Below are 23,363 nucleotides of genomic sequence, written 5' to 3'. Positions count from 1 at the left end.
CTCTTTGTTCGTCACTCAGTGTAATTCGTCGCGTGCGGCAGACGGATGATCTAGAGCCATACCGCTGCCGTCGCCAGACAAGGGGTAGAGAATTTCGTCGCGGTAGCCAGTCACGACCCGCACAAAGCCACTCCAGGCCTCGTCCAGCGCCGGGTCACCACTGTCAATCAACAGCGGGCGGCCGCCCAGTTCGGTGACCTTAGTCTTGGTGGCCACCACCAACAGATTTTCCCGGCCAACACTGGTCAGAACCTGCGGGTTGAGTTGCTGATTACCGCGACCAATTAAATGGCCCTGACCACCGATGGCGGTAAGAACAATCTTAACCGGGCGCTCAGGGTGGGTTTCACGGTGTTGCGCGATTGCCTGCACAATTTGCGGGGCGCTGACATCTGCCGCCACCAGGGATCCATTGCGCCAGAGGTCCACCCCCAGCAGAGTCCCCTCCTCGCCCAGCTCGTTCAATACCGCGAGGGTCGTAGAACCGGGGCCGAATACATACAGGGTCTCCGGATCCAGCTCGTCAATTTCTTCCACCATCTGCGCGGCAATGTCTGCCACTGCCAGCTCTTCCACTTCGCGCCCGGCATTTTTTACCGCCTGTAAAAAGTGCCCTTCTTCCGGCACCAGCAGCTCACCGTAGTAGCGGGTACTTACCCGCCCTTCACGAAAGGATTTTTCATCAATATCGCGCACTTCGCGCTGGTGCAAATCCACCAGCTCGCCGGCCATCAGCCGGCGCAGCACTTCGCCCGCCGCGCGCGGGGAAATCGCAAAGCAAGCGGAGTGCATTTTTACCCCCGCCGGAACCCCCAACACAGGAAAGCCATCACCCAGCGCATTGACCATATTGCGCGCGGTGCCATCGCCTCCGGCAAACACAATCAAATCCGCACCGGCATCGCGAATGGCTGCAGCGGCCAACTCGGAGTCCATTGGCGTGGAGCGTTCACCGGCAGCAGCACCAATCACCTCTACGGCAAAGCCCAGGGAGGCTGCCAGTGCCCCGCCCATATCACCAGCAAAGGTCACGATTTGCAGCGACTCGCTAAACGGCTGCAGCGCGTTTAACGCAATCGCCGCGCGCTTGTGCGATTGCGGCTCAATACCTGCCGCCAGTGCTCGGGTCACGGTGTCTGCACCATCGCTCCCCTTGAGCCCGGCTGGGCCACCAACCCCCGCCCAGGGGTTGATGATAAGTCCGAGTTTTTTAAGCTTCACTTGAGCCCCAATATTGCCAGTTGCGCGCGCACTGCCTGGTCGAGATTCGGCAACTGCGCGGAGGATGGCAAAGTGTAATGTGAGAATTCCAGACGCTTGTGGTACTGCTTGCGCAGCTGATCGAACGCAAGCGGCAGAGATTCCCCGCCGGTGGCCGCGGACTGCGCCGCAGCGCGCAGGCGAGTGTCGTCCTGGCGCGGGTCGTACATCGACAACAACAATTCACGCATTGCCGCAAAGCCCGACTTGTCAGTGGTCAACAGCGACTGCTCCGGGGAGACCTTTGAACAGCCCTCTGAGGAGGCCTCTTGCGCGGTTGCTGCCGTGGGCAGGTCCAGCGCCCGATTGAGCGCTTCGCGAATCATGCGCGTCCCCGCCAGCTTGCCATCGTGACTGTAGCCGGCGATATGCGGACTGCCGAGGTTTACACGCTTAAGCAACTCCGCATCCATATCCGGTTCATTTTCCCACACATCCAGCACCGTGGTGAACGACGTATCCCGTTCGCGCAGCGCGCGATTGTCGATCACTGCACCACGGCCCGCGCTGATCAGCACCGCACCAAGACGAATGCGGTCCAACGCCTCGCCATCAATCATATGCAGACTGGGGTGCGGCCCATCTTTAACCAAAGGAGCGTGCAGGCAGATCACATCCTGCTGCAACACCTCTTCAAGCGTGGCGCTATCCGGGTTATCGGTTTTCCACGGATCATAAATTTTGCATTGAATTTCCAACGCGTGCAGTTTGCGCTGCAGCGACCCACCGACGTTGCCACAGCCAACGATGCCGAAATTGCGCCCGCGCCAATCAATATCCAGCGCCGCCAGTGCGCAGAACACATACTCCACTACGGAATTGGCGTTACAGCCCGGGGCCGCACTCCAGGCGATACCCTGCTGCTCCAGCCAGTGCGTATCCAGATGGTCGGTGCCAATGGTGCAACTGCCGACAAAACGCACCGGCGTGTTCGCCAGCAGCGCTTCATTCACCTGAGTGACCGAGCGCACCAGCAAAATATCGGCATCCGCCAATTGCGATGCCGAAAGACTGCGCCCCGGCGCGCGCACAATCGTACCGAGATCGCCAAACCACTGTTCAAGCCCGGGAATGTTTTCATCGGCGACGATGGTGAGTGGCGTTGTCGCTGCTACTGTGGCGTTAAAACTCATGGCTTCTCGTATATCGTTAAAAATCAGGATCTAGCCCAGACGGGTCAGGTCACAGGCTCTGCACTTTTGTTCGTCAGCGTGCGGGAGATTTTGTTGGCGAGCCCACCAATACCGAACTCCTCAGCCAGGGCAATCGCCAAATCGGGCTCGAAGGTGTTGTGGGCTAACGCTTCAGATGTCACCCCCACAGGCACATCGTAAGCCAACTGTGCGAGTTGCAACGCCATACGAATCTGATCCTCGTGTTCCGCCAGCTTGCTCACCAAGCCTTTGGCCCCGCGTATCTTAAGACCCGCTACGCGCTCTCGGTTCGCCAGTAATTCATCGACGGAGCGAAACTCGCTTAGTATGCTCGCTGCCGTCTTGGCACCGATACCGGGTACACCCGGGATATCGTCGATGCTGTCACCAACCAGTGCCAGATAGTCGGCAATCTGCTCGGGGCGCACACCGAATTTCGCTTCAATCTCGGCGCTTCCCATATGTGCGTCGGCGGCAAAGTCCCACAGGCTCGATGCGCCGCGACTGAGCAACTGCCCCAGGTCTTTATCGCGGGTAACGATTACCGGCGCCTCCCCCTGCTCGGCACAGATTCTGGTCAGGGTGGCGAGAATATCGTCTGCTTCATAGCGCTCACTGGCGAAGCTGGCGATGCCGAGGGCCTCGGCCATTTCCCGGCACGCAGCCAACTGAAAAGCGAGCCCCTCGTCCGGTAGTGCCCGGCTACACTTATAGTCTGGATAAATTTCGTTGCGGAAGCAGCTGCCGAGAGACTCATCAAATGCACAGGCGATACCGTCGGGCCGGCGCGCCAAAAGATCCAGTAAGAAATTACTGAAGCCGTATACCGCTTCGGTGGTGTAACCGGAACGGCTTTCCCAATTCGGGGGCAACGCAAAGTAGTAGCGGAAAATATAGACAGAGGCATCTACCAGATAAATCTGCTTCACCCGAGATCCTCCAGTCGATATTGCGCCTGCTTGAACGGATTTGGTTGGCCGAAAGCCTGCGCCAAGGATCGCGCAAACAGCTCGGCACGCCCATTGACGCCCTCAGTGCAGTAATTCTGCACTTGCTGCCAGATCGCTCTCTTGAACCCATCACTTGGGCCAAGCCCCGCATCCAGGTTGTCCGCACTTACGCGAAAGCCCAGGCCGCAGGCGCGCGCGAAAATCCACTCCAGCGCCTGGGGCTTTACTTCCACCTGCTCAAATTCCGCTTGCTGTTCGGCACTGCGTCCATCCGGGGCATACCAGTAGCCATAGTCCGGCTGCTTGCGCCGCTCAGCGCCCGCCACGCACCAATGCGCCGCTTCGTGTAGCGCACTGGCGGGATAGTCCCGGGTAAATTCCACACGGTGCACCTCGCCTTCTATGGTGCCTGGGCGATAGTAAGGTTCAGGGTAACCACCCTCGAGACGGGTATTGAGGCTATCGACGGCAGCAAAGCACGCATTAAAGACGGTGACCACACGTTCAGTCACCGAACTCGGCGAAACGTCACCTATTTCCACCCGAGAAGGCTCAGGATGGTATGGAACTTGCTCATCTATAACCGTATTCGACAAAACGTGTAGTTGCTCTCTGCTCGGAGCTGCCAAAGGCTGCTCTTCATTCAAAACTGGCAGTGAAATTTCGACGGAACTGCCCGGTTGGCGCGGACTATATCAGTGAGTGCGCCGGGATCAAGGCCGGGAGCCAGATCGGGAACTAGATCGGGAACATGGGCGGCAAGAAATGGTCGAATACCAAGTCCGTAGCCGCTACCTGTCCATTCAATCAAAAAGGAGACATTTAGTAGTAAACAACCCCATTCCGCTGGTTGTATTTCTGCGGATCAGAATATACCTTTGGACATAGGGATACCGGAAACCTACTCCCGTTCGATGCGGTGTATTTTGCAGCGCTCAGCGGTTGTTTTCGGTTGCGGTACCGGCTTCCCAGGGAGGCAAAAAAGTTGCTCCCGGAGTCTGGATTCGGCGATGGCCGCCCGGCCCTCGCACGGTATCTCTACGCCGGTTGCACCTCAATAAGTAGTACAAGACCTTCCCGCCCTACTACCGGCCCTGCAAGGAGGTGCTCTATGACCGACCACAGTACCAACAACGTGGTTGACCTCTTCACCGGCAAGCCAATCGAAACTTCAGAGAGTCTGCGGTTTATTCGCCTGTCTCCGGAGCTCGACGGCTTGGAAATGCTCTACTCCAACAACTCCAGTGGGACAGATCTCTACAGCCTGAAAATCTTGTGCTGGGGCCTGCGTGCCAACGGCGAGGTGGTCGGGTTGGTTCCCTGGTTAAACTCCATTGTGGCCTGCCCAGATATTCAGGATCCCCTGGATGGACGGTTTGAAGGCTATTACGACCCGGGTATCGAGGAAATCTTCCACGAGCCCCCCATCCATAAAATCGTCGAGCTGGAGACTGCGGCGGAATACTTCGAGTATGAAAGCAATCAGGCGGATGAGGTTGTTCAGGAGGTTCCCGACACCATTGGCACCCATGCGGTGTTTATGGATGCCGACAAGGAAAACCTGACCCTTACGGAAGTCGTGAGCTGGCGTCTATTTGCCAGCGGAGAGATCCACGGCATGCTGATTGATCACAATAGTGTGGAGACCACGCCGGTCCTACCCGGGGATGAATGCCTATATTCGGCGCAGGAATCCGAGTGTTTCCGCTACTTCTTCCAACACCACATCGCCAACAAGATCAAATCTGAGGACCCGGAGGCCCTTGCTGCGATCGCGGCGCTTGTCACTTCGCCCTAAAAATTACTTCCCTACAGATCATGTAAGACAAGGGCGACCAGTGGTCGCCCTTGTTATTTCCACCGCTGCCTACACCGCGCGTAGACCTCAGGAATCTGCTTTTTTAATCCAGTAAACGAACTCGTCATTTTCTTCCAGGTGCTTCACCAACTCATAACCGAGAAACTGGCAGAACTTGGGGACGTCCCGCTGAGTGGATGGGTCTGTAGCGAACATCTGCAATACCTCACCAGTGCCGACTTTACGCACAGCGGTATGCAGCATCATTACGGGTTCCGGGCACAGCAGGCCGCGGGCATCAAGGGTATGTTGTGATTTCATAAAGGCTATTGTCGGGGATTTACCGAGCCGCGTCATCCGCTTCGCTCAGACTGACCAGTCTCCGCAACTGCGTTCACTGAAGGCTAAACTGCTGTGAATGGGATCACCATACCCATAAACTCTATTGGGCACAGGTACTTGCCAGTCACTTGCCTGGTACTCTAAAGTCGATCGTATATTTGAATGGTGTAGTAATTGCGATGATTTACGTATTGATTGAGCGAGAAATTGCCCTGGACCTGGAGTCTACTTACGAGGAGGCCGCGCGCCGGCTGCTCACCAACGCCTATCAAACCACCGGGTTTGTAGACGGCCATACCTATACCGAAATGGGCAACCCACTGCGCCGCTTCACGATGTCGCGCTGGAAGTCGATCCTGCACTGGCAACACTGGTATGGCAGCGAAGAACGACGGGAGCAAATGGCCCAGCTCGCCCCCATGCTCGCCCACGAAGAAAAGATTACGATTCTTGAAGACGCATCCACTGCCGCATCTGGTCAGCCGCGGCCTGCCAGTGTTGTGACTGGGTAAACCCGCTGGTCTTGCGTGGCTTGAAGTCGTGATCCCCGTCCTCCAGCCAGTGCAGGTCGATACCGTTACCCAGAGCGTAACCCTCTACTTCTTCCCGGTTCCCGAGCTTGTCTCGGGTGCCCTGCACAATCAGGGTTGGGCTGGTTAGCGGCTGCAAATGTTCGGTGCGTAATTTCTCTGGTTTACCCGGCGGGTGGAACGGATACCCGAGGCAGACAGCCCCCGCCACTTTCCCGCAGTCAAAATTATCCTGCACCAGCATACTCGCCACGCGCCCGCCCATAGACTTACCACCGATGTACAGGGGCGCCTGGGCCAGCTCGGACTGCACTCGATCAATCTGTGTTTGGAAGGAATCCAACAACACTTCCATCTTGTTGGGCGGCCGGCGCTTACCGGTTTCCCTGCGCTCCGCCATATACGGAAACTCAAACCGCACAACCCCCAGGTCCCGCTCTACCAGTAACTGCGTCAGCGCTTGCATAAAGTCGCTATCCATTGGGGCGCCGGCACCGTGGGCAAACAGAAACCAGCCGATCGGCGGCGTTTCCGGTTGATCAATCAACCAATCATCCGGCAACGCCATCAGTGGTCACCTTCTTTGGGAATGTCTTCCGCAAGAACCAGGTTGACCGACTCCTCACCGGGTTCAAACCAAATCACGATGGTTTTGTCTTCCAGCTGACGGCGCAGGCTGGAAACCTTATCGACGAGACTGACTTCCCGCTCGCCGTAGTCGGTGCCATCGCGGGTCGCATATTCTTCCAACAGGTTTTGTAGGGTTTCGGGGGGGAGTTGCTTGAATGGAATAATCATCGGGATATCTGTAAGGCAAGTTCTGAAGCAGAACATATCAGATTAGGCCGTCATGCGTCTCGAATCGAAAGGCGGTGGCCACCCACCACCAAACTTCGGCAAAGCCCAGAACGAAAAATGCCCCGAAGGTTTCGGGGCATTTTCATCATTGAATCATTAAAGAATCAGGACTTGGGCTTGCGGAAGCGCAGGGTCATACGGTCGCTCTCGCCGATGGCCTGGTACTTCTCTTTGTCTTCGTCACCCAGTGCCAGACGTGGCGGCAGCGTCCAGACACCCTTCGGGTGCACCGCGGTGTCTTTCGGGTTGGCATTCACTTCGCTGGCTTCTTCCAGAACAAAACCGGCTTTGGTCGCCAGATCTACTACGTAGTCCTGAGTCATGTAGCCACTGGACATCATGTCCTCACGGGAAGTATCCGGTTTGGCCCGGTGCTCAACCACACCCAGTACGCCACCTGGCTTCAGCGCCTTGTGGAAGGTCTTGAAGGCCGCCGCTTCATTGTCACCACGCATCCAATTGTGCACGTTGCGGAAGGTCAACACAGCATCCGCGGTGCCCGCCGGAGCGATTTCCAGGTCCTGACCCGGTGCGAACTCGGTCATTACGACCTTGCCGTAAGCATCTTTGTTATCGGCCAGTTTCTTTTCAAAGTTTTCGCGAGAACGTTTGAAGTAGCCAACCTCGGTCTCTTTCGGGAAGTGGGCCGCGTAGAGCTTGCCTTCAGCCTGCAGCAGAGGGGAGAGAATCTCGGTATACCAACCGCCGCCAGGCCAAATTTCCACCACGGTCATCGTTGGCTTCACCTGAAAGAATTCGAGGGTTTCTGCCGGGTGACGGAATCCGTCGCGCGCGGCATATTCCGCGGTGCGCTTATCGCTCGCCACCGCATCCTTGATCGCGTCGGCCTGTACAGCGCCAGCGGTGGTCGCCGCAAATGCGATGCCGGCAAGCCAGTGAGTCAATTTCATCAGGGGTCTCCTCGATTGGGCCTGGTTAGAATTATTTTCTTCACCGCCCGATTCAACACCCTGCACACCCCCATGTAAAGTCGCTTCGGCGCGATTATCGACTAAATGAGCGCTATTCACGTTTTTTGCCCCCCGGGGGTCACACTGGCTACAATTCATCACACGAATCACTGCACAGTGTTAAAAGCGCCAGTAAGGAAGCCCTCATGCAACAGCACTTCGTCATTTCGATTATCAGCGACGACAAGCCCGGCGTGGTGGAGATGCTCTCCGCCGTCGTCGCAGAAAACGGCGGCAACTGGGAAGACAGCCGCATGGCCCATTTTGCTGGGAAATTCGCCGGCATTGTCCGCCTGAGCGCCACCGCGCAGGACAGCCCACGCCTGAAAGCGGCACTGCAAAATCTGGCCGGCACCGACTTCAAACTGCAAATCGAAGACGCCCTGGCCGTGGCAGCGGATAGCCGCCAGACCTTGCAGCTGAAGCTGGTGGGCAATGACCGCCCGGGCATCGTAAAGGAGATCTCCCGTGCGCTGGCTGCCCGCAAAATCAATGTGGAAACCCTGGATACGCGCTACGGCAGCACCCCGTGGAGCGGCGAGCCGCTGTTTTCCGCCGAATGCACCATCAGCGTCAGCGAAGATGTCAGTATTGACGGCCTGTACGACGAGCTCGACGAAATCGCCGATGAGCTTGGGGTCGAGATAGACTGCGAAGAAACCTCCTCCGCGTTATAATCCGCGCCCGTCATCACCCACGCGGTTGCGGGCCCGGCTGATCTTGTCTTGGTTTTGGGCACTCGATACTTTCTATAACGTCAGCGTCTGGCTATAACGTCAACTTCTGACAATACCAGTGTCGACACCGCCGACACTGATGCATTCGGAAAGCAGTGCCCTTAACTACCCATTAGCTATGTTCAAAATCGTTCTCTACCAACCAGAGATTGCCCCAAACACCGGCAATATTATCCGCCTATGCGCCAATACCGGTGCCGAGCTGCACCTGATTGAACCGCTGGGATTCGCCATGGACGACAAGCGCCTGCGCCGCGCCGGACTCGACTACGCCGAGTACAGCCGTGTGGTGCGCCATCGGGATTGGGAAGCGTTCGTGACCGCAGAGCAGCCCAAGCGTGTGCTGGCGCTCTCCACCAAGGGCAGTAAACCCCATTCTGAAATCGAATTCCGCGCGGATGATGCGATTGTTTTTGGCCCGGAAACACGCGGCCTGCCCGCCGAGTTTCTCGCCATAACAGGGCAGGAGCACACCCTGCGAATCCCCATGTGTGCCAACAGCCGCAGCATCAACCTGTCCAACGCCGCGGCGATTGTTATTTATGAGGCCTGGCGACAGCTTGGCTATGTGAACGCTCAGTAAATCATGCAACCAACAGACACCTCACGCGCCCCGATCGGGCTGTTTTACGGATCCAGTACTTGCTACACCGAAATGGCCGCGGAAAAAATTCGCGAGCGTATCGGCGACGAGTGGATCGACCTGCACAATGTGGCCAGCGATGATGTCGCAGAGATGCAGAACTACGACTTCCTGATTCTCGGCATTCCGACCTGGGACTATGGAGAGCTCCAGGAAGATTGGGAAAACTGCTGGGATCAGCTGGCTGCGCTAGACCTGAGCGAAAAAAAGGTGGCCTGCTACGGGCTGGGTGACCAGGAAGGCTACCCACAGTGGTATCAGGACGCACTTGGCTACCTGCATGCACAGATGGTCGCTGTGGGCGCAAAAGCCGTGGGCTACTGGCCTGCCGACGGATACGAATTCGAAGAGTCCAAGGGACTGACCCCAGATGGCAGCCATTTTGTAGGCTTAGCACTGGACGAAGAGAACGAATTTGATCGCACCGACGAGCGTCTGGACCAGTGGTGCGCACAGATCATGCGTGAATTCGGCCTGCAGTAACGCTTTTCAAAATCCCTTATTAAATAGTTCGCTACAGTAATTTGCAGCCACATGGGCGATAAATCTCAACCAGACAATAAACTGGTAAGCCACGCACAACTGGAATGGCGCGACAATGGCCAACCGGTGTCCAGCGCATTTGACGATATCTATTTTTCTACGGCCTCGGGCCTGGAAGAAACGCGCCACGTTTTTCTTGCGCAGAATCATTTGCCGGGACGCTGGGCGGCTTTAAAAGAAAACGCAGTATTCACGATTGGAGAAACCGGTTTTGGCACCGGCTTGAATTTTCTCGCTGCCTGGCAACTTTGGAGTGACATAGCACCAGCATCGGCACACCTGCATTTCGTCAGCGTAGAGAAATTTCCCCTCCATCCAAAAGATCTGGCTCGGGCGCTGTCGATGTGGCCAGAACTCGAATCGTTGAGCCGCCAGCTAATCGCGCAATATCCACCCTACCTTGCCCCCGGGGTGCACAGAATCAACCTCTCACCCAATGTCCATTTGACTCTGGTCGTTGGTGAGGCCAGTGATGCTTTCCGCTCCCTTTCCCTGGATGATGCCGTCCGCGATCGTTGGGTCGACGCGTGGTTTCTGGATGGCTTTGCCCCATCGAAAAATCCGGAGATGTGGAGCGAGGCTCTGTTTCAGTCGATCGCTGCGCTGAGTGCTCCGGACTCCACGTTTGCCACGTTTACCTGCGCCGGGATCGTAAAGCGCGGACTGAAGTCCACTGGGTTTGCACTGGAAAAGGTGCCTGGCTTTGGGCGCAAGCGGGAAATGCTGCGCGGCAGCTTTGCAGACGCTGACAAAACCACCAGCGATTCCACAACAAGCACGCCCCCCACGTACCTGAGCACCCCCTGGCACCTGCCACCAGACTTGGGGACAGCTCGAAAGCCCAAAACCGTGGCCATTATCGGTGCAGGCATCGCCGGCGCCTCTGCTGCATGCGCACTGGCTGCGCGCAATTATCAGGTTACGGTCTTCGAGCAGGGAGAGCATCCCGGCAGCGGCGCCTCGGGCAATGATCAGGGAATCCTGTACGCGAAGCTTTCGCCCAAACCGGGCCCAAATGGCGACTTCAATCTTCAGGCACTGCAGTTTGCACAGCGCTACTATCCGAGCCAGTGCCCGCAAGCGGCACATTTCGACGGTTTGTTGCAGCTGGCGCAGACAGAAAAAGAACAGCAATTGCAGCAGCAAATTTGCCAGCAACTCCAGCTCGAGCCCGAGAGCCTGTTGGCGCGACCGGTCAGCGCAGAACAGGCATCTGAACATGCGGGCGTCCCCCTGCAATTCCCGGGACTGTATTTCCCCCACGCCGGCTGGCTGCGGCCACGCCAAGTCTGCGAAGCGCTGTTGCAGCACCCAAATATCCAGACGCACTTCCACACGCGTATCAGTGATGCTGTGTACGAAGAGAGCTCTGATGGTAAAGCCTATTGGACGCTGCACATTGATGGCGTCGAGCAAGCGCAATCGTTTGATGCTTTGATCCTGTGTACCGCCAACTTCAACCGCCAGTTTTCCCAGACAGCGCCCCTGCCCCTGCAGCCCATCCGCGGGCAGGTCACCTTCGCCGAGGCAACCACCACATCAGAGAAACTGAAGATCGCATTGTGTGGGGAGGGCTACATTGCCCCATCGGGAATCCGGTTTGAGAGGGAAGCCACTGCACAACACAGCTTCGGTGCCACCTTCAAACTCAAGCAGTCGGCGACAGAAATTCGCCAGGAAGAGCATCAGGAAAACCTCGCAACTCTCGCCTCACTGCTGCCGGAGTTCGCACAGGAGTTTTCCAGCCAAACGTTGCGGGGGCGCGCCGCCCTGCGCGCTGCCACACCGGACTATTTGCCCATGGCCGGGCCAGTGGCACAATGGGAAGAGCTGGAAAATACTTATGGTGCCCTGCGCAAAAATCGCAAGCAGTTGATTGGAAAGCGTACGCCCTACCAAGCAAACCTGTATGTTCTGGCTGGATTGGGGTCGAGAGGATTCACCTATGCACCGCTGGCCGCGGAAGTGCTCGCGGCCTGGATAAATCGCGAGGCCATGCCGGTATCGGAAGACCTAGTGAAGGCATTGCACCCAATGCGCTTCGCGATTCGCGCACTGGGAAAAAATCGGGAAATTTAACTGCCTTCTGCAAGTGCGGGTACCTGCAGCAAAGTGCCGCTACCAGAACCACAGGCAACAATCGATTTCATCGCGGCCTCAACGGATACGTGCGGCAAAATTTCCACGCAGTCGGGTGGCAGGTGATACACAAACCCCGAAGTGGGTACGGGAGCCGTGGGTACATACACGGTGTAATCGCCATTAGCATGGGTAGAGGTGACGATCGCGGTTACCGACAACGGGTTGTTCGCCCCGTGAATCCGCGCCCGTGCCACTGGCCCGGACAACACGCCCTCGGTGCCACCACCACCAATAAACTGCAAAACCAGATCCTTGATGGTGTTGTAACCCGGTGCCAACTTACCCAGCCAGAAATCCAGATGCTTGTGTACCCAACGCCCTACGCTGGTCTTGACCAGCAGGCCGATGATAAAACAGATCCCCAGTATCAGGGCTATGACGATCAGGCGGGCAAAGTTATCCTTAAACTCTGTATGCGCTTGCATCCATTGGGTGGCCGGCGCCACCAACTCGCTGATCTGGCCAAACAGCCACTGGAACAACAAAACAAAAATGGCGATCGGTAATACGACGGCCAACCCACCCAGCAGGGTCAATGTGATGAAAGCTTTTATTTTGGTCATAAAACTGTATTGATCGAAAACTGACACAAACCCGACACAACCAGAGAACACTGGAGTACCCGTATCAAACCATGAAAACGACTCTCGCGGCGCTGCTCTGGCTCACATTGTTTACTCCGGCACGCGCCGCTGCTGACCCCGGCCCGGTGGATTTCCAGGTACTGGAGCGCAAATCCCGCCCCGCCGACCGGTTTACCCAGGGCCTCTACTTTGACGGTGAGCGCTGGCTGGAAAGCAGCGGACTATATGGCCGTTCCTGGCTGGCGGAGTATACCGACCCCAGTGCAAACCCGGTAAGACGCAAGTGGCTCGCGGGCAACCGCTTTGCCGAGGGTCTCGCCGTGTTTAACGATTATCTCTACCTGCTGACCTATCGTGCCGGCGAACTGCAAATCTACGACCGCCGCAACTTCAATCTGGTGCACCTGCTCCACTACGAGGGCGAAGGCTGGGGGCTCACCAGCGATGGGGAATCGCTGATCATGAGTAACGGCAGCGATACCCTCACCTTCCGCACACCGGACGGCTTCAAGGTCACACGCCGCCTCAAGGTCACCGGGGGTGAGCAGAAGTGGTCCATGTTAAATGAGCTGGAGTATGTAAACGGCCTGATCTGGGCCAATATCTGGCAGGATTCACGGGTGATCGCGATCGATCCTGAGACGGGTAAAGTGCAAGGCTGGCTCGATCTCGCAGAACTCACGAAGCAGAGCCTGCGAGGCCGCCGGCATGTGGACGCTGTTGCCAACGGCATCGCCTGGGACGAGAGCCGCAACGGGCTCTGGGTAACCGGGAAGTACTGGCCAGACCTTTATCTGCTGCGCCCGCAGGGGCTCGGCTTTGCCTCTCCAGATGACGCTAACGGGGAGGAGTAACGCCTGAAGAGCACTCGGCGCGGGAATTCGTTGCTATCGTCAATTGCGGTCTCAATTGCGGTAATAGTCAATCACCGTCAGGAAGCCACCATTCCGGATGGATTCAAGCGCGGGGCCGCGCATCTGCAAACGATAGCCGCGCCGCTGGCGCTCTAGCGTGACTCCATCCATTCCCTGGTCACCATCAAACAGCATCGCCTGCTGTCCATTCACCGCACGCCACTGCACACCTTCTACGTTACGCATTCCCGGCAATTCAATTGTCAGGGCCTGCAGGTCCACAGGCAGCTCACGCATTTCCATGCGCGCAATACCGGATGACGTCGCCAGGGAGTAGTTCAACTGGTGGGCGGGGGCAGGCTTCCACCCCAAATGGGTATCTGCCACTGCAGACTGCGCAAGGCTACGGGGATTCATAGGCTCTGGCGCATTGGAAACACAGCCGGTCATGCTGAGCAAAATTAAGACAGCCAGTGTGTGAAAAGTAGGCGTAGACTTCATTGTCATTGCGCGCATAGCATTATCCTTGTCTATGTCGGCCTTGCCCGGATTATAGCTAAGGTTCACATTTTTTGGACAAATTAGGCGCCAATCGCGAGGCAAATAACGCCAATTTTTATCAATTAAAACCGCTGTACCCGTTCGCATTCGGCTAAAGCCAGGCGGTATACTCACGCCATGAATGACGCCCTACCCCCGCCCCAGACATCACCCCACTATATTCTCGAGCACACCTTTGGTTACACCGAGTTTCGCGGTGACCAGCAAGCCATCATTGATACACTGGTGAGCGGAAAAGATGCTCTGGTGCTCATGCCCACTGGTGGTGGCAAGTCCCTGTGCTATCAGATTCCCGCTCTGGCGCGCCCGGGGTGCGGCGTGGTCGTATCTCCACTGATTGCCCTAATGCAAGATCAGGTGGAAGCCCTGCGTGCGGTGGGTGTTGCCGCAGGTTTTCTCAATTCTTCCCTCGACTACCAAGAAGCACAGGCGCTGGAAGCACAGTTGCTGCAAGGCAACCTTGACCTCCTGTACCTTGCACCGGAACGCCTGCTGCAGCCCCGTACTTTGGATCTATTGAGCCAGGCGAACATTTCCCTGTTCGCGATCGACGAAGCCCACTGTGTTAGCCAGTGGGGCCACGACTTTCGCGCCGACTACCTGCACCTTTCCTGTCTACATGAGCGCTTCCCCAACGTGCCGCGGGTGGCACTCACCGCCACCGCGGATGAGCGCACCCAGCAGGAGATCGCCAAGCGCCTGGATCTGGAGAGCGCGCAGCATTTTGTCAGCAGCTTTGACCGCCCCAACATCCAGTATCGGATTGCCGCCAAGGACAACCCCAAACGGCAGCTGCTGCAGTTTTTGAAGCAGGAGCACGAAGGCGATGCCGGCGTGGTGTACTGCCTGTCCCGCAACAAGGTAGAGACTACCGCCAGCTGGCTGCAGCAGCAGGGCTTCACCGCGCTGCCCTATCACGCCGGACTCTCCAGTGAAATGCGCGCGGAACACCAGCGCCGCTTCCTGCGTGAGGAGGGCGTTATCGTGGTGGCCACCATCGCATTCGGCATGGGAATCGACAAACCTGATGTACGTTTTGTGGCGCATTTGGATTTGCCGAAGAGTATTGAAGCCTATTATCAGGAGACCGGCCGTGCCGGCCGCGATGGCGAGGCGGCCTCAACGCTACTGCTGTATGGGCTGGAAGACGTCGTAAAACTTAACCAGATGAATGCCAGCTCAGAAGGCAGTGAGGAGCACAAACGCCAGGAACGCCAGCGCCTGGATGCGATGCTGGGCTTATGTGAAATCACCAGCTGCCGCCGACGTGCGCTACTGCGCTACTTTGGCGAGGAGCTTGAGCAGGACTGTGGCAATTGCGATACCTGCCTGAGCCCGCCCATCACCTGGGATGCCAGTGAGGCCACACGCAAGCTCTTGTCCTGTATTTACCGCACCGGCCAGCGCTTTGGTGCCGCGCATGTGATCGACGTACTGCGCGGCGCAGACACGGAGAAAATTCGCCAGTTTAACCACAACCAGATATCCACTTACGGTATCGGCACAGACCTGAGTGCCAACGAGTGGCGTGCGGTCGCGCGTCAGCTGGTGGTCAGAGGATACTTGCGAGTCAATGCTGAGGCCTTCAACGCCCTGCAACTGACCGAATTGTGCCGGCCTGTCTTGCGCGGCGAGGAATCATTGCACCTCCGCACCCTGCCCAAGGCGCCGAAAGCGGGAGCGCGCTCTGGCAAGGGCGGCGGACAAACCCGCGCCACTGTAGAGGTGGCAGCAGAGGATCAGCCGCTCTGGGATGCGCTACGCGCCTTGCGCAAATCACTGGCGGAAGACCTGGGCGTGCCGCCCTATGTGGTATTTCACGATGCTACGTTGCGGGAGATGCTGAGCGCGAGGCCACGCAACGAGGACGAGATGCTGGCTATCTCGGGAATTGGCGACAGCAAGCTGGCACGCTTTGGTGAACCCTTTCTGGCACTACTGGCGGAATTCGGAACGGTCACCAATACCGACTCTTAATAACCTAGAATCGAAACTCGCCATAGGGAATGATGGAGCGCATTGGGGTTACCCCGGCATACCGTTCTTGGAAAACAATAATCTATGAAGAAATTTATCCTGACCCTGCTCGCAATCATTGTGGGGCTGCTCATCCTACTGTCCCTGTTAGCCCCCTCTCTGCTCGGTTTCTCGGTTACCCAGCTGGGCAACGCGGTACGCGTTTCCACCGGCATGGGGGCCAAACTCGCCTGCTCCGGGCGCTACCTTTCCGGTTTTAACCACACCCGCAACCTCGACGATCTCGCCTCCTACTCACCAGCCAACCGGCTGCTGGACCTCGCGTACGACGACGAAGTTAAGCGCGTAACTGCCACTCTTATGGGCATGGGTGAAACCAGCGCTACCTATCGACCCGGCTTGGGTTGCACACTGGATATTGGTGATACCAGCGCACTGAACGCAGTAACCACCACCCCCATCGCCGATTCTTCTGCGGCCTGGCCTCTGGGGAATACCGTCACCAGCATCGTGCCAATTCAACAGCAACGTTTGGAAGAGATCCTGCAAAAAGATAACCGCGCGGGGCTTAATACGCGCGCCCTGTTAGTGGTTCAGGATGGGAAACTTGTGGCGGAAGCCTACGGTGAGGGTATTTCCCCGGAAACACCGCTGCTTGGCTGGTCGATGGGCAAGAGTCTTACGGCCATGATGGTGGGTCGCCTGCAAGCCGTTAACCCGCAGGTCAATATGTCGCAACCGCTGTTTCCCCAGTGGAGTGATGACCGCCGTGACATCAGCTTGGGAAATCTGCTGCAGATGTCGTCCGGGTTGGAATTCGACGAAACTTACGCGCCCGGCAGCGACGCTACGCGGATGTTGTTCCGTGCCCACAGTGCCTCGGATATCGCTCTGCAAAGCCCGCTCACCAAAGTCCCCGGTGAGTACTTCTCCTACTCCTCGGGCACTACCAATCTGCTGTCACGCTGGATCTACGACCGGGTAGGTGCAACACCACAAACTAACGTGGACTTTTTCTACCAGCAGATTCTCTCCCCGCTCGGTATGCGTCATACCACGTTTGAAGTAGACGGCAGCGGCGTTTTTGTGGGCAGCTCCTATATCTACGCTTCTGCCCGGGATTGGGCGCGCCTTGGGCTGCTCATGCTGCAAAATGGTGAGTGGAATGGCGAGCAGTTACTGAACCCCGACTGGGTGACTGACGCCCAGAAACCCAACCAGAGTGAGAACGAGCCCCGCTACGGCTATCAGTTCTGGCTCAACAGCGGCGGCGATGAGTTGCGCTACCCGGAGTTGCCGGGCGACAGTTACTTTATGCTGGGTAATCGCGAGCAAATTGTAATGATCTCACCATCCACCAATACGGTTATGGTGCGACTGGGGTGGTCCAAAAAGACCTACCCCACCGGTGAAAATTTTGCCCAGCTACTGCAGTAAAGAACAGTTAGCGCCTAACGCGGCAGTTGTGCTTCAACCACTTGTGCCGCTTGCTCTGAGATACCCAACTTGTCCGCCAGCGCTGCCATATAGGCTTTTTCCTGCGGATTGTCTGGGTTGATCGTCATGGCAGAAACCAGGTAGAGATTAAATGCGGTGGCGGGGTCGTCCACCGCCTCAACCACTTCATCCATGCTGATCGGTGTGGTTAGGAACTTGCGCAGGCCTTCCATCTCGCTACTGTCGAGTTGGCCCTCCAGGGCCTGTATAACATTTCTCTGCTCCGCTTCATCAATGCGACCGTCGGCCTGTGCGGCAGCGACCATGGCTTTCAGCATCACCTCGGCCTGTTCACCACCGGCAGTACCATCGGCGGCCTCGGTATTCACAAAGCCAAACAAGCCCCCTTTGCCCTGAGGTTGCACCTTGTTCCACCCACCCGGGTTATTTCGCGGCCCCTGAGGTCCCTGCTGACCGAACTTGCCGCCGGCACCACCAAAAATTTGACCGAGTATCTCACCTAGCCCGCCCATACCTCCGCCCGCTGCGGCACCACCGGGCGCCCCGCCAGGCATCCCTCCCGGGACGGCACCACCAGACTGCTGCATTTGGGCAAATATTCGCCGGGCCATTTCCATCAGTACTGCGGCACCACCGGCACCAGCACCGGCCGGTATCGCACCACCAAAGATATCGCCACCAGGCGCCGCAGCACTTCCTGAGTTACCGGGCGTTAACCCACCCGACTGCCCGGCGCGGGCGAGAATGTCATCCAGGCTAGGAGAACCGTCGGTCGCACCCGGCTGTTTCGGTGGCGGTACTTTAGAGAAATCTGGAGGCGGTGTGCCGGGGGCTGGCGCCGATTGTTGCCGAATCTTTTTATTCAGCATGGACATGCCCGCGCCAATCAAGGCACCCAACAATAGCTTCTTATTCATCGCCCAACGCCTCCTATTCACTCTCGGCTGCCGAAACAAAATCAGACCAAACTGTAGAGTCCGCCGGATTCAGCCACCAGATTAGGGTCAACTTGATTTTTGCACTGGAACTGCTTGTCTTTGTGGTTACAATCGGCCACCAGTTTTACCCCTGGAGTCACGGCCGGCATAACGGCTGTGATGAATGGACATTCAGAACGTTTAAGGACCGCTATGATTCTCGCCCTGATCGCCATCGTTGCTGGGTTTATCCTGCTGATGTGGAGTGCTGATCGCTTTGTTGATGGCGCTGCCGCAACAGCAAAACACGCCGGTATGCCGCCGCTACTGATCGGTATGGTGATTGTCGGGTTCGGCACCTCCGCGCCGGAAATGGTGGTATCTGCCATGGCCGCGTTGGACGGCAGCCCAGGCCTGGCGCTGGGTAACGCCTACGGTTCCAACATCGCCAATACCGGTCTGATTCTGGGTACTACGGCACTATTTATCCCCCTTACCGTACACAGCAAGATCATCCACAAAGAGCTGCCTCTACTTTTAGCGATCACCTGCTTAACCGCGGCATTTTTCTGGAATGGCGGACTAAGCCGAACCGAATCCTTCATTTTATTGGCCGGATTTTTCGGGGTAATTGGTTGGTCCATTTATTCTGCGATCAAAGGTAAAGGTGACGAAATTGAAGGTGGCATGGAAGAAAACCTGGAAGAACACGATATGCCACTGGGCAAGGCACTGTTCTGGGTTGCGGTGGGATTGATATTGCTGATCGTGAGTTCGCGGATGCTGGTGTGGGGCGCGGTGACCATTGCCCAGCAACTCGGCGTCAGCGACCTGATTATCGGCCTCACGATTGTCGCCCTGGGCACATCGCTACCTGAACTGGCAGCCACCCTGGTAGCAGCAAGGAAAGGCCAGCACGATATCGCCATTGGTAATGTGGTTGGCTCAAATATGTTTAACCTGCTCGCCGTGGTCGGTATCGCGGGCGCCATCGCACCCATGCCGGAAGTCCCGCACGAGCTCATCACCCGGGACTGGCCGATGGTAATGGGCCTGACCATTGCACTCTTCATATTCGGCTATGGGTTTCGCGGGAATCAAGGGCGTATCAATCGTGTGGAAGGCGCCATCCTGCTCGCGGCCTACTTGGCCTACACCTCTTATCTCGCCTATGAAATCACCAGCAAGGCGGTCGCTTAGGCGCGACACGCTGAATAAGCGTTAGCGGCGCTCGAGCCGCCGAATCCTGGCCCGGAGCTGCTCGATTTCATCCAGTAGCTCCAGCGCCAAGGCGGCGCCTGCGTGATTCACCCCCAAGTCTCTTTCCAGTCGGTATACCCGTCGAACCCGGCGTACGCAGATACCACTGAACTGAACCCCTCCGCCCCGCGTCTCCACATCAATCACACCCTGATCGACCAGGCTCATCACCTGCTCCGCGGATAGCCCACACGCGGCGCATAGCTCGCGGAGCGTCATACGGCTTTGTTCATCGAGAATTTCAACTTGCCCAACCCATTGATCATCAGACTGCATATTCGAGCCTCTCCTTACATGCCGCTTCTGGGGTCAAACTGAAAGGCGTTCTGAAAATTGCGGTACGCCTCCTTCTCTTGATCCGTATTTGCCGGTGGAGTTACCACATCCAGAACCACATACAGATCGCCCGGCTCTTTTGCCGGCAACCCCTTACCCTTCAAGCGCAATTTTCCGCCATTCTTACTATTGGCCGGCAAAGTCAGATTGAGGGTGCCGTCCGGGGTTTGTACCGGCACCTTTCCACCAAGCGCGGCCTCCCAAGGCGCCACTGGCAGGTCGAGATATACCGTTTTTCCTTCAACACTGAAGCAGGAGTGTGAGTTGAATACGATTTCCAGATAGAGGTCACCGGGCTTACCGTCGCCAATTCCCGGCTGACCCTGGCCAGCGAGGCGGATCTGCTGCCCCTCCGTCACCCCTTTTGGAATCGTGATATTGAGCTTTCTCTCCTTGATTTCAGGGCGCCCATCGGGACCAAGTTCTGAATGCTTGAGCGAAATCTGCCGTTTGCTTCCGCGATAACTGTCTTCAACATCGATGGCAATTTTCGCGTGCGTGTTTTCTCCTTGCGCATGAAACTGCCGCCCACCCTGATGAAAGCCGCCCTGGCTGAATCCACCCTGATGCGCGCCCCCATGCTGGAAGCCGCCACGTCCAAATAGACTCTCAAAGAAATCACTGAACGCTTCCGGGTCCGTATCGGTATAGCCCCCCCCACGAAACTCAAATCCCTGATCCCAGTCCGGTGGTGGACGGAAGTCCTCACCGCTATGCCAGCTTTTACCCAACTGATCATAAGCCGCGCGCTTCTCAGGATCCTTCAACACTTCGTAGGCTTCACTCACCTCTTTGAAGCGCTCTTCCGCATCGTCTTCCTTACTCACATCCGGGTGAAACTTGCGCGCCAGTTTACGATAGGCGCGCTTGATTTCATCCTGCGCTGCGGTGCGCTCCACACCAAGAATCTGGTAGTAATCGCGGTACTCCATGCACAGACCAATCTATTAACTCTAGAAATTACCAAAGAAAAAGGCACCCGTAGGTGCCTTTTCCGTTCTTCCGTGAACGCTATCTTTTAACTGCGGTTGGCAATTAGAAAGAGTAGCCAACACCCAGATTGAAGATCCATGGACTGTAGTCAACACTTGAGGTCACCGCTCGGCGTGGCTGTCCCTGAAGTGCCGTTTCAGTGAAGTAGGTAGTCAGGTCAGTGTCCGCATCGATGTACAGCACTGCCGCATTCACCAGGAAGGCACTGTCACGGCCGAAACGGAAGTCCACGCCCGCTTGACCAGCAATACCCCAGGAATGCCCCAGGCCATATTTGACATCTCGAATACCCAAACCGAGCAGTGGATCATTGATGGTGTCACGCAGTGCAGCGCGCACATTCTCATCACTGAAATCGGTATAGTTCACACCAATACCAATATACGGCTGACCCAAGCAATCGCGACTCAGCGGGTACCAATTCACAAACGCGTTGGCATAATCCGCATCGAAACTACCTACCCGGAAACGCTCATCGGTATAAATGAAGCCGTCTCTGTCACGAATACCTCTGATGTCGAGATCGTGGTTGGTAGATCCGATGTACATCAGTTCTACCCCCCAGTGCTCAGCCGGTAACCACGCACCGGAAATATTCCAGGTGGTATCCGAATCAACATCGAAGTTTGCGCCGTAAATGCTTTCACTCAGGCGGAATTGCTTATCGTCGTCATTGGCATCAACCCAGCTGGCACCAACTCGAACAACAAAATCTCCATCACTCCACATATCGGCAGCTGCATGCTGGGCACTAACCATGGCAGCAACAGCGATCGCAAGCGGTGTCAGAACGCGTGTCATTTTCATTGAGAACTCCATCGTATTCGGCAAATTAAACAGCAATTAACCCAATCACTTGTCAGTCTAGACACGGAAGTGAACCGCTGTAGAAAAAACAACCAAAAAAAATCTTCAGTTGTGGAACTTTTGCGCGCTTCTGTCGTTCACTTCGTTAATTAGAAATAACAGCACGCCGGGCGCATAAATCGACATGGCCTGAGTGGAGATAATGGAGGGTGATAAACGCGCCACTTTCGATAAAAAAGGCGCCAAAAACCGAGGTGAAAATGAAGATCGTGCCAGAAGAGCGATTGCATCAACTGGCACGCTGAGAGAAGAGGAAATTTTCCGTCAGTTATTCAGGCGACATGTATCCTGAAATTGGAAAAACGATGAGCGTAAAGAAATGTTTTCGAGATAGGAAGCTGGCTGAATTCTACTTACCCCTTGCCACCCAGGCATTGCGGACTCTCCGGGGCCTGCCCTTGCCACTCTTCTGGCGTATACAAATGCAGGGCGAGCGCATGGATAGGCCCTGCCATTTCTTCGGAAAGTACGCCATACACTTTCTGGTGACGTTGCACCTTACGCAGGCCATCAAAGCCACTGCTCACCAGAACGACACGAAAATGCATTTCCGCCCCCTCCGGTACGTTATGCATATGGCTCTCGCACTGTACTTCTATATGCGAGGGTGCCAGTTCTGATGACAGTTTTTCCTGAATCTGTTGTGCAAGTGACATTGGCTTCTCTTGGATAACGAATTGGGATTGCCTAAATCAGGCCTGGTTCACCGCCGCTTCGCGCTTACGCGCGGCAACAATCGTGTCGTATGCCACGGTAATGCTTTTCATCTGATCTTCCGCGTGGCGCATAAATTCGTCCGGCAAACCTTTGGAAGCGATTTTGTCCGGGTGAAATTCCGCTGCCTTACGTCGATAGGCCAACTTAAGCTCTCGATCACTCACATCCGGACTGCATTCGAGTACATCGTAATGCGCCTTGAGGCTGCCCTCACTGGTAGCGGGGCCACCGTGGCCAAACTCATTAAACATCGCGGTAAAAATAGAGGCATGCAAACCCAGCTCTTCCGGGATTTTGCGCAATATCTGCTCTTCCGCCGGGTGCAATTCACCATCGGCAAAGGCCACCGCGAACAACAACCGGTACACCATCTCGCGCATCGCCTGATTGCGAATCAACTGGCGATACTGGCGGGCGTAGTCGTAAATAGAAAACTGGTCCGATTTGGCATTCTGAAAAATCTTGATCGCCTGCTGGCGGTCCTCTGCGTTCAGGCGCAGATTGTTATTGATGAAGTCATCGATGAGCTGGACCTCAGCCTTCGAGACCTGGCCGTCAGCCTTCGCCATCTTTGCCAGCATGGAGAAGAGCGCGACGATAAACACCGTTTGCGCCCCATCGCGATTGAGCGGGATACCTTGCTCGCTCAGTTTCTTCAGTCCGGAGCCAAACGAACTACCCACCCAGGCACCCAGGGCGGCACCAATCGGTCCACCAAACATCATGCCGATACCAGCACCGATACCCGCTCCCAACCAGGACATAACCTCTCCTTCCGGCCCCATATAAAGGGCCACAGACACTAAATCGGCAGCCATGTTACCACGAGGGAGGCAAGCCCCCTATTTCGCGCAGCTTCCCATAAAAAGATAAAACTAACCAGTCACCCGAAAATTTGAGCAATAAAAAAC

General features: G+C 56.4%; 26 protein-coding genes. 10 read left to right on the top strand and 16 right to left on the bottom strand.

All coding sequences use genetic code 11. From position 1 onward, the window contains the following. Positions 1 to 15: 15 nt before the first annotated feature. From LCM31_RS11165 to LCM31_RS11150, 4 genes are read right to left on the bottom strand one after another with little or no spacing between them, the layout of a single operon-like run. On the bottom strand, positions 16 to 1,221 hold the full coding sequence (locus LCM31_RS11165; RefSeq protein WP_224870124.1) for an ATP-NAD kinase family protein: 1,206 nt from the start codon (positions 1,219 to 1,221) through the stop codon (positions 16 to 18). Then, positions 1,218 to 2,393 carry a 4-phosphoerythronate dehydrogenase gene (locus LCM31_RS11160; protein WP_224870122.1) on the bottom strand — a complete coding sequence of 392 codons (1,176 nt, stop codon included), beginning with the start codon at positions 2,391 to 2,393 and terminating at the stop codon, positions 1,218 to 1,220. The genes LCM31_RS11165 and LCM31_RS11160 overlap by 4 nt, the downstream gene beginning before the upstream one ends. 44 nt (positions 2,394 to 2,437) lie before the next feature. After that, positions 2,438 to 3,343: a 5'-3' exonuclease gene (locus LCM31_RS11155; RefSeq protein WP_224870121.1), complete on the bottom strand. Its 906-nt coding sequence runs from the start codon at positions 3,341 to 3,343 to the stop codon at positions 2,438 to 2,440. After that, positions 3,340 to 3,876: an elongation factor P hydroxylase gene (locus tag LCM31_RS11150; RefSeq protein ID WP_224870119.1), complete on the bottom strand. Its 537-nt coding sequence runs from the start codon at positions 3,874 to 3,876 to the stop codon at positions 3,340 to 3,342. Before LCM31_RS11150 ends, LCM31_RS11155 begins: the two co-directional genes overlap by 4 nt. 599 nt (positions 3,877 to 4,475) lie before the next feature. Here LCM31_RS11150 and LCM31_RS11145 point away from each other — a divergent pair. Beyond that, a complete protein-coding gene (locus tag LCM31_RS11145; RefSeq protein WP_224870116.1) occupies positions 4,476 to 5,162 on the top strand; it encodes a hypothetical protein in 687 nt (228 codons plus the stop codon). An 87-nt stretch (positions 5,163 to 5,249) separates the two neighbouring features. Here LCM31_RS11145 and tusA read toward each other — a convergent pair whose 3' ends face one another. Continuing rightward, positions 5,250 to 5,483: a sulfurtransferase TusA gene (gene tusA / locus LCM31_RS11140; RefSeq protein ID WP_224870114.1), complete on the bottom strand. Its 234-nt coding sequence runs from the start codon at positions 5,481 to 5,483 to the stop codon at positions 5,250 to 5,252. 200 nt (positions 5,484 to 5,683) lie between these two features. On the opposite strand from tusA, the gene LCM31_RS11135 reads away from it, so the two are divergent. Further along, entirely contained in the window at positions 5,684 to 6,016 is a 333-nt protein-coding gene (locus LCM31_RS11135) for an antibiotic biosynthesis monooxygenase family protein (protein WP_224870112.1), read from the top strand. Here the strand turns inward: LCM31_RS11135 and LCM31_RS11130 are convergent. The 3 genes from LCM31_RS11130 to LCM31_RS11120 all read right to left on the bottom strand — a co-directional run bounded on the left by LCM31_RS11130 (position 5,946) and on the right by LCM31_RS11120 (position 7,803). Next, the gene (locus tag LCM31_RS11130; RefSeq protein WP_224870110.1) at positions 5,946 to 6,602 is read right to left on the bottom strand and encodes an alpha/beta family hydrolase; all 657 of its coding nucleotides are present in this window, start codon (positions 6,600 to 6,602) and stop codon (positions 5,946 to 5,948) included. The genes LCM31_RS11135 and LCM31_RS11130 overlap by 71 nt on opposite strands. Further along, the gene (locus LCM31_RS11125) at positions 6,602 to 6,832 is read right to left on the bottom strand and encodes a YheU family protein (RefSeq protein ID WP_224870108.1); all 231 of its coding nucleotides are present in this window, start codon (positions 6,830 to 6,832) and stop codon (positions 6,602 to 6,604) included. Before LCM31_RS11125 ends, LCM31_RS11130 begins: the two co-directional genes overlap by 1 nt. A gap of 164 nt (positions 6,833 to 6,996) precedes the next feature. Continuing rightward, positions 6,997 to 7,803: a class I SAM-dependent methyltransferase gene (locus LCM31_RS11120; RefSeq protein ID WP_224870106.1), complete on the bottom strand. Its 807-nt coding sequence runs from the start codon at positions 7,801 to 7,803 to the stop codon at positions 6,997 to 6,999. A 206-nt stretch (positions 7,804 to 8,009) separates the two neighbouring features. Here LCM31_RS11120 and LCM31_RS11115 point away from each other — a divergent pair, with 206 nt between their 5' ends. From LCM31_RS11115 to mnmC, 4 genes are all read left to right on the top strand, one after another. Next, entirely contained in the window at positions 8,010 to 8,540 is a 531-nt protein-coding gene (locus tag LCM31_RS11115; protein WP_224870104.1) for a glycine cleavage system protein R, read from the top strand. A 178-nt stretch (positions 8,541 to 8,718) separates the two neighbouring features. Beyond that, complete coding sequence (trmL, locus tag LCM31_RS11110; RefSeq protein WP_224870102.1) at positions 8,719 to 9,183, top strand: tRNA (uridine(34)/cytosine(34)/5-carboxymethylaminomethyluridine(34)-2'-O)-methyltransferase TrmL; 465 nt, start codon at positions 8,719 to 8,721, stop codon at positions 9,181 to 9,183. A 3-nt stretch (positions 9,184 to 9,186) separates the two neighbouring features. Continuing rightward, positions 9,187 to 9,726: a flavodoxin FldB gene (gene fldB / locus LCM31_RS11105; protein WP_224870100.1), complete on the top strand. Its 540-nt coding sequence runs from the start codon at positions 9,187 to 9,189 to the stop codon at positions 9,724 to 9,726. 51 nt (positions 9,727 to 9,777) lie between these two features. Beyond that, positions 9,778 to 11,865, top strand: coding sequence for a bifunctional tRNA (5-methylaminomethyl-2-thiouridine)(34)-methyltransferase MnmD/FAD-dependent 5-carboxymethylaminomethyl-2-thiouridine(34) oxidoreductase MnmC (mnmC, locus tag LCM31_RS11100; protein ID WP_224870098.1), 2,088 nt, complete (start codon positions 9,778 to 9,780; stop codon positions 11,863 to 11,865). Here the strand turns inward: mnmC and LCM31_RS11095 are convergent. Then, the gene (locus tag LCM31_RS11095; protein ID WP_224870096.1) at positions 11,862 to 12,491 is read right to left on the bottom strand and encodes a DUF502 domain-containing protein; all 630 of its coding nucleotides are present in this window, start codon (positions 12,489 to 12,491) and stop codon (positions 11,862 to 11,864) included. The genes mnmC and LCM31_RS11095 overlap by 4 nt on opposite strands. A 71-nt stretch (positions 12,492 to 12,562) precedes the next feature. Between LCM31_RS11095 and LCM31_RS11090 the strand changes: the two genes are divergently transcribed. Then, the gene (locus LCM31_RS11090) at positions 12,563 to 13,366 is read left to right on the top strand and encodes a glutaminyl-peptide cyclotransferase (RefSeq protein ID WP_224870094.1); all 804 of its coding nucleotides are present in this window, start codon (positions 12,563 to 12,565) and stop codon (positions 13,364 to 13,366) included. 51 nt (positions 13,367 to 13,417) lie between these two features. Here LCM31_RS11090 and LCM31_RS11085 read toward each other — a convergent pair whose 3' ends face one another. Next, the gene (locus LCM31_RS11085) at positions 13,418 to 13,882 is read right to left on the bottom strand and encodes a hypothetical protein (RefSeq protein WP_224870092.1); all 465 of its coding nucleotides are present in this window, start codon (positions 13,880 to 13,882) and stop codon (positions 13,418 to 13,420) included. A gap of 162 nt (positions 13,883 to 14,044) precedes the next feature. Between LCM31_RS11085 and recQ the strand changes: the two genes are divergently transcribed. Both recQ and LCM31_RS11075 read left to right on the top strand, forming a co-directional pair. Then, on the top strand, positions 14,045 to 15,904 hold the full coding sequence (gene recQ / locus LCM31_RS11080; RefSeq protein WP_224870090.1) for a DNA helicase RecQ: 1,860 nt from the start codon (positions 14,045 to 14,047) through the stop codon (positions 15,902 to 15,904). 84 nt (positions 15,905 to 15,988) lie between these two features. Continuing rightward, positions 15,989 to 17,341 carry a serine hydrolase domain-containing protein gene (locus tag LCM31_RS11075; RefSeq protein WP_224870088.1) on the top strand — a complete coding sequence of 451 codons (1,353 nt, stop codon included), beginning with the start codon at positions 15,989 to 15,991 and terminating at the stop codon, positions 17,339 to 17,341. A gap of 14 nt (positions 17,342 to 17,355) precedes the next feature. Here the strand turns inward: LCM31_RS11075 and LCM31_RS16335 are convergent, their stop codons facing one another. After that, complete coding sequence (locus LCM31_RS16335) at positions 17,356 to 18,279, bottom strand: tellurite resistance TerB family protein (RefSeq protein WP_263601071.1); 924 nt, start codon at positions 18,277 to 18,279, stop codon at positions 17,356 to 17,358. Positions 18,280 to 18,492: 213 nt separating this feature from the next. Between LCM31_RS16335 and LCM31_RS11065 the strand changes: the two genes are divergently transcribed. Continuing rightward, positions 18,493 to 19,479, top strand: a complete 987-nt coding sequence (locus tag LCM31_RS11065; protein WP_224870086.1) for a calcium/sodium antiporter — start codon at positions 18,493 to 18,495, stop codon at positions 19,477 to 19,479. 21 nt (positions 19,480 to 19,500) lie between these two features. Here LCM31_RS11065 and LCM31_RS11060 read toward each other — a convergent pair whose 3' ends face one another. The 5 genes from LCM31_RS11060 to djlA all read right to left on the bottom strand — a co-directional run bounded on the left by LCM31_RS11060 (position 19,501) and on the right by djlA (position 23,216). Beyond that, the gene (locus LCM31_RS11060; protein ID WP_224870084.1) at positions 19,501 to 19,815 is read right to left on the bottom strand and encodes a chaperone modulator CbpM; all 315 of its coding nucleotides are present in this window, start codon (positions 19,813 to 19,815) and stop codon (positions 19,501 to 19,503) included. 14 nt (positions 19,816 to 19,829) lie between these two features. Further along, positions 19,830 to 20,807, bottom strand: coding sequence for a DnaJ C-terminal domain-containing protein (locus tag LCM31_RS11055; protein WP_224870082.1), 978 nt, complete (start codon positions 20,805 to 20,807; stop codon positions 19,830 to 19,832). A 103-nt stretch (positions 20,808 to 20,910) separates the two neighbouring features. Further along, complete coding sequence (locus LCM31_RS11050) at positions 20,911 to 21,675, bottom strand: OmpW/AlkL family protein (RefSeq protein WP_224870080.1); 765 nt, start codon at positions 21,673 to 21,675, stop codon at positions 20,911 to 20,913. Positions 21,676 to 22,088: 413 nt separating this feature from the next. After that, positions 22,089 to 22,391, bottom strand: a complete 303-nt coding sequence (locus LCM31_RS11045) for a BolA family protein (RefSeq protein ID WP_224870078.1) — start codon at positions 22,389 to 22,391, stop codon at positions 22,089 to 22,091. A gap of 36 nt (positions 22,392 to 22,427) precedes the next feature. Then, positions 22,428 to 23,216, bottom strand: coding sequence for a co-chaperone DjlA (gene djlA, locus LCM31_RS11040; protein WP_224870076.1), 789 nt, complete (start codon positions 23,214 to 23,216; stop codon positions 22,428 to 22,430). Positions 23,217 to 23,363 lie beyond the last annotated feature (147 nt).

Source organism: Microbulbifer agarilyticus (assembly GCF_020171345.1).
GTDB classification, from domain to species: Bacteria; Pseudomonadota; Gammaproteobacteria; order Pseudomonadales; family Cellvibrionaceae; genus Microbulbifer; species Microbulbifer agarilyticus_D.
The sequence above is the reverse complement of the archived record's forward strand: the minus strand, read 5'-3'. Positions and strand labels throughout refer to the sequence as shown.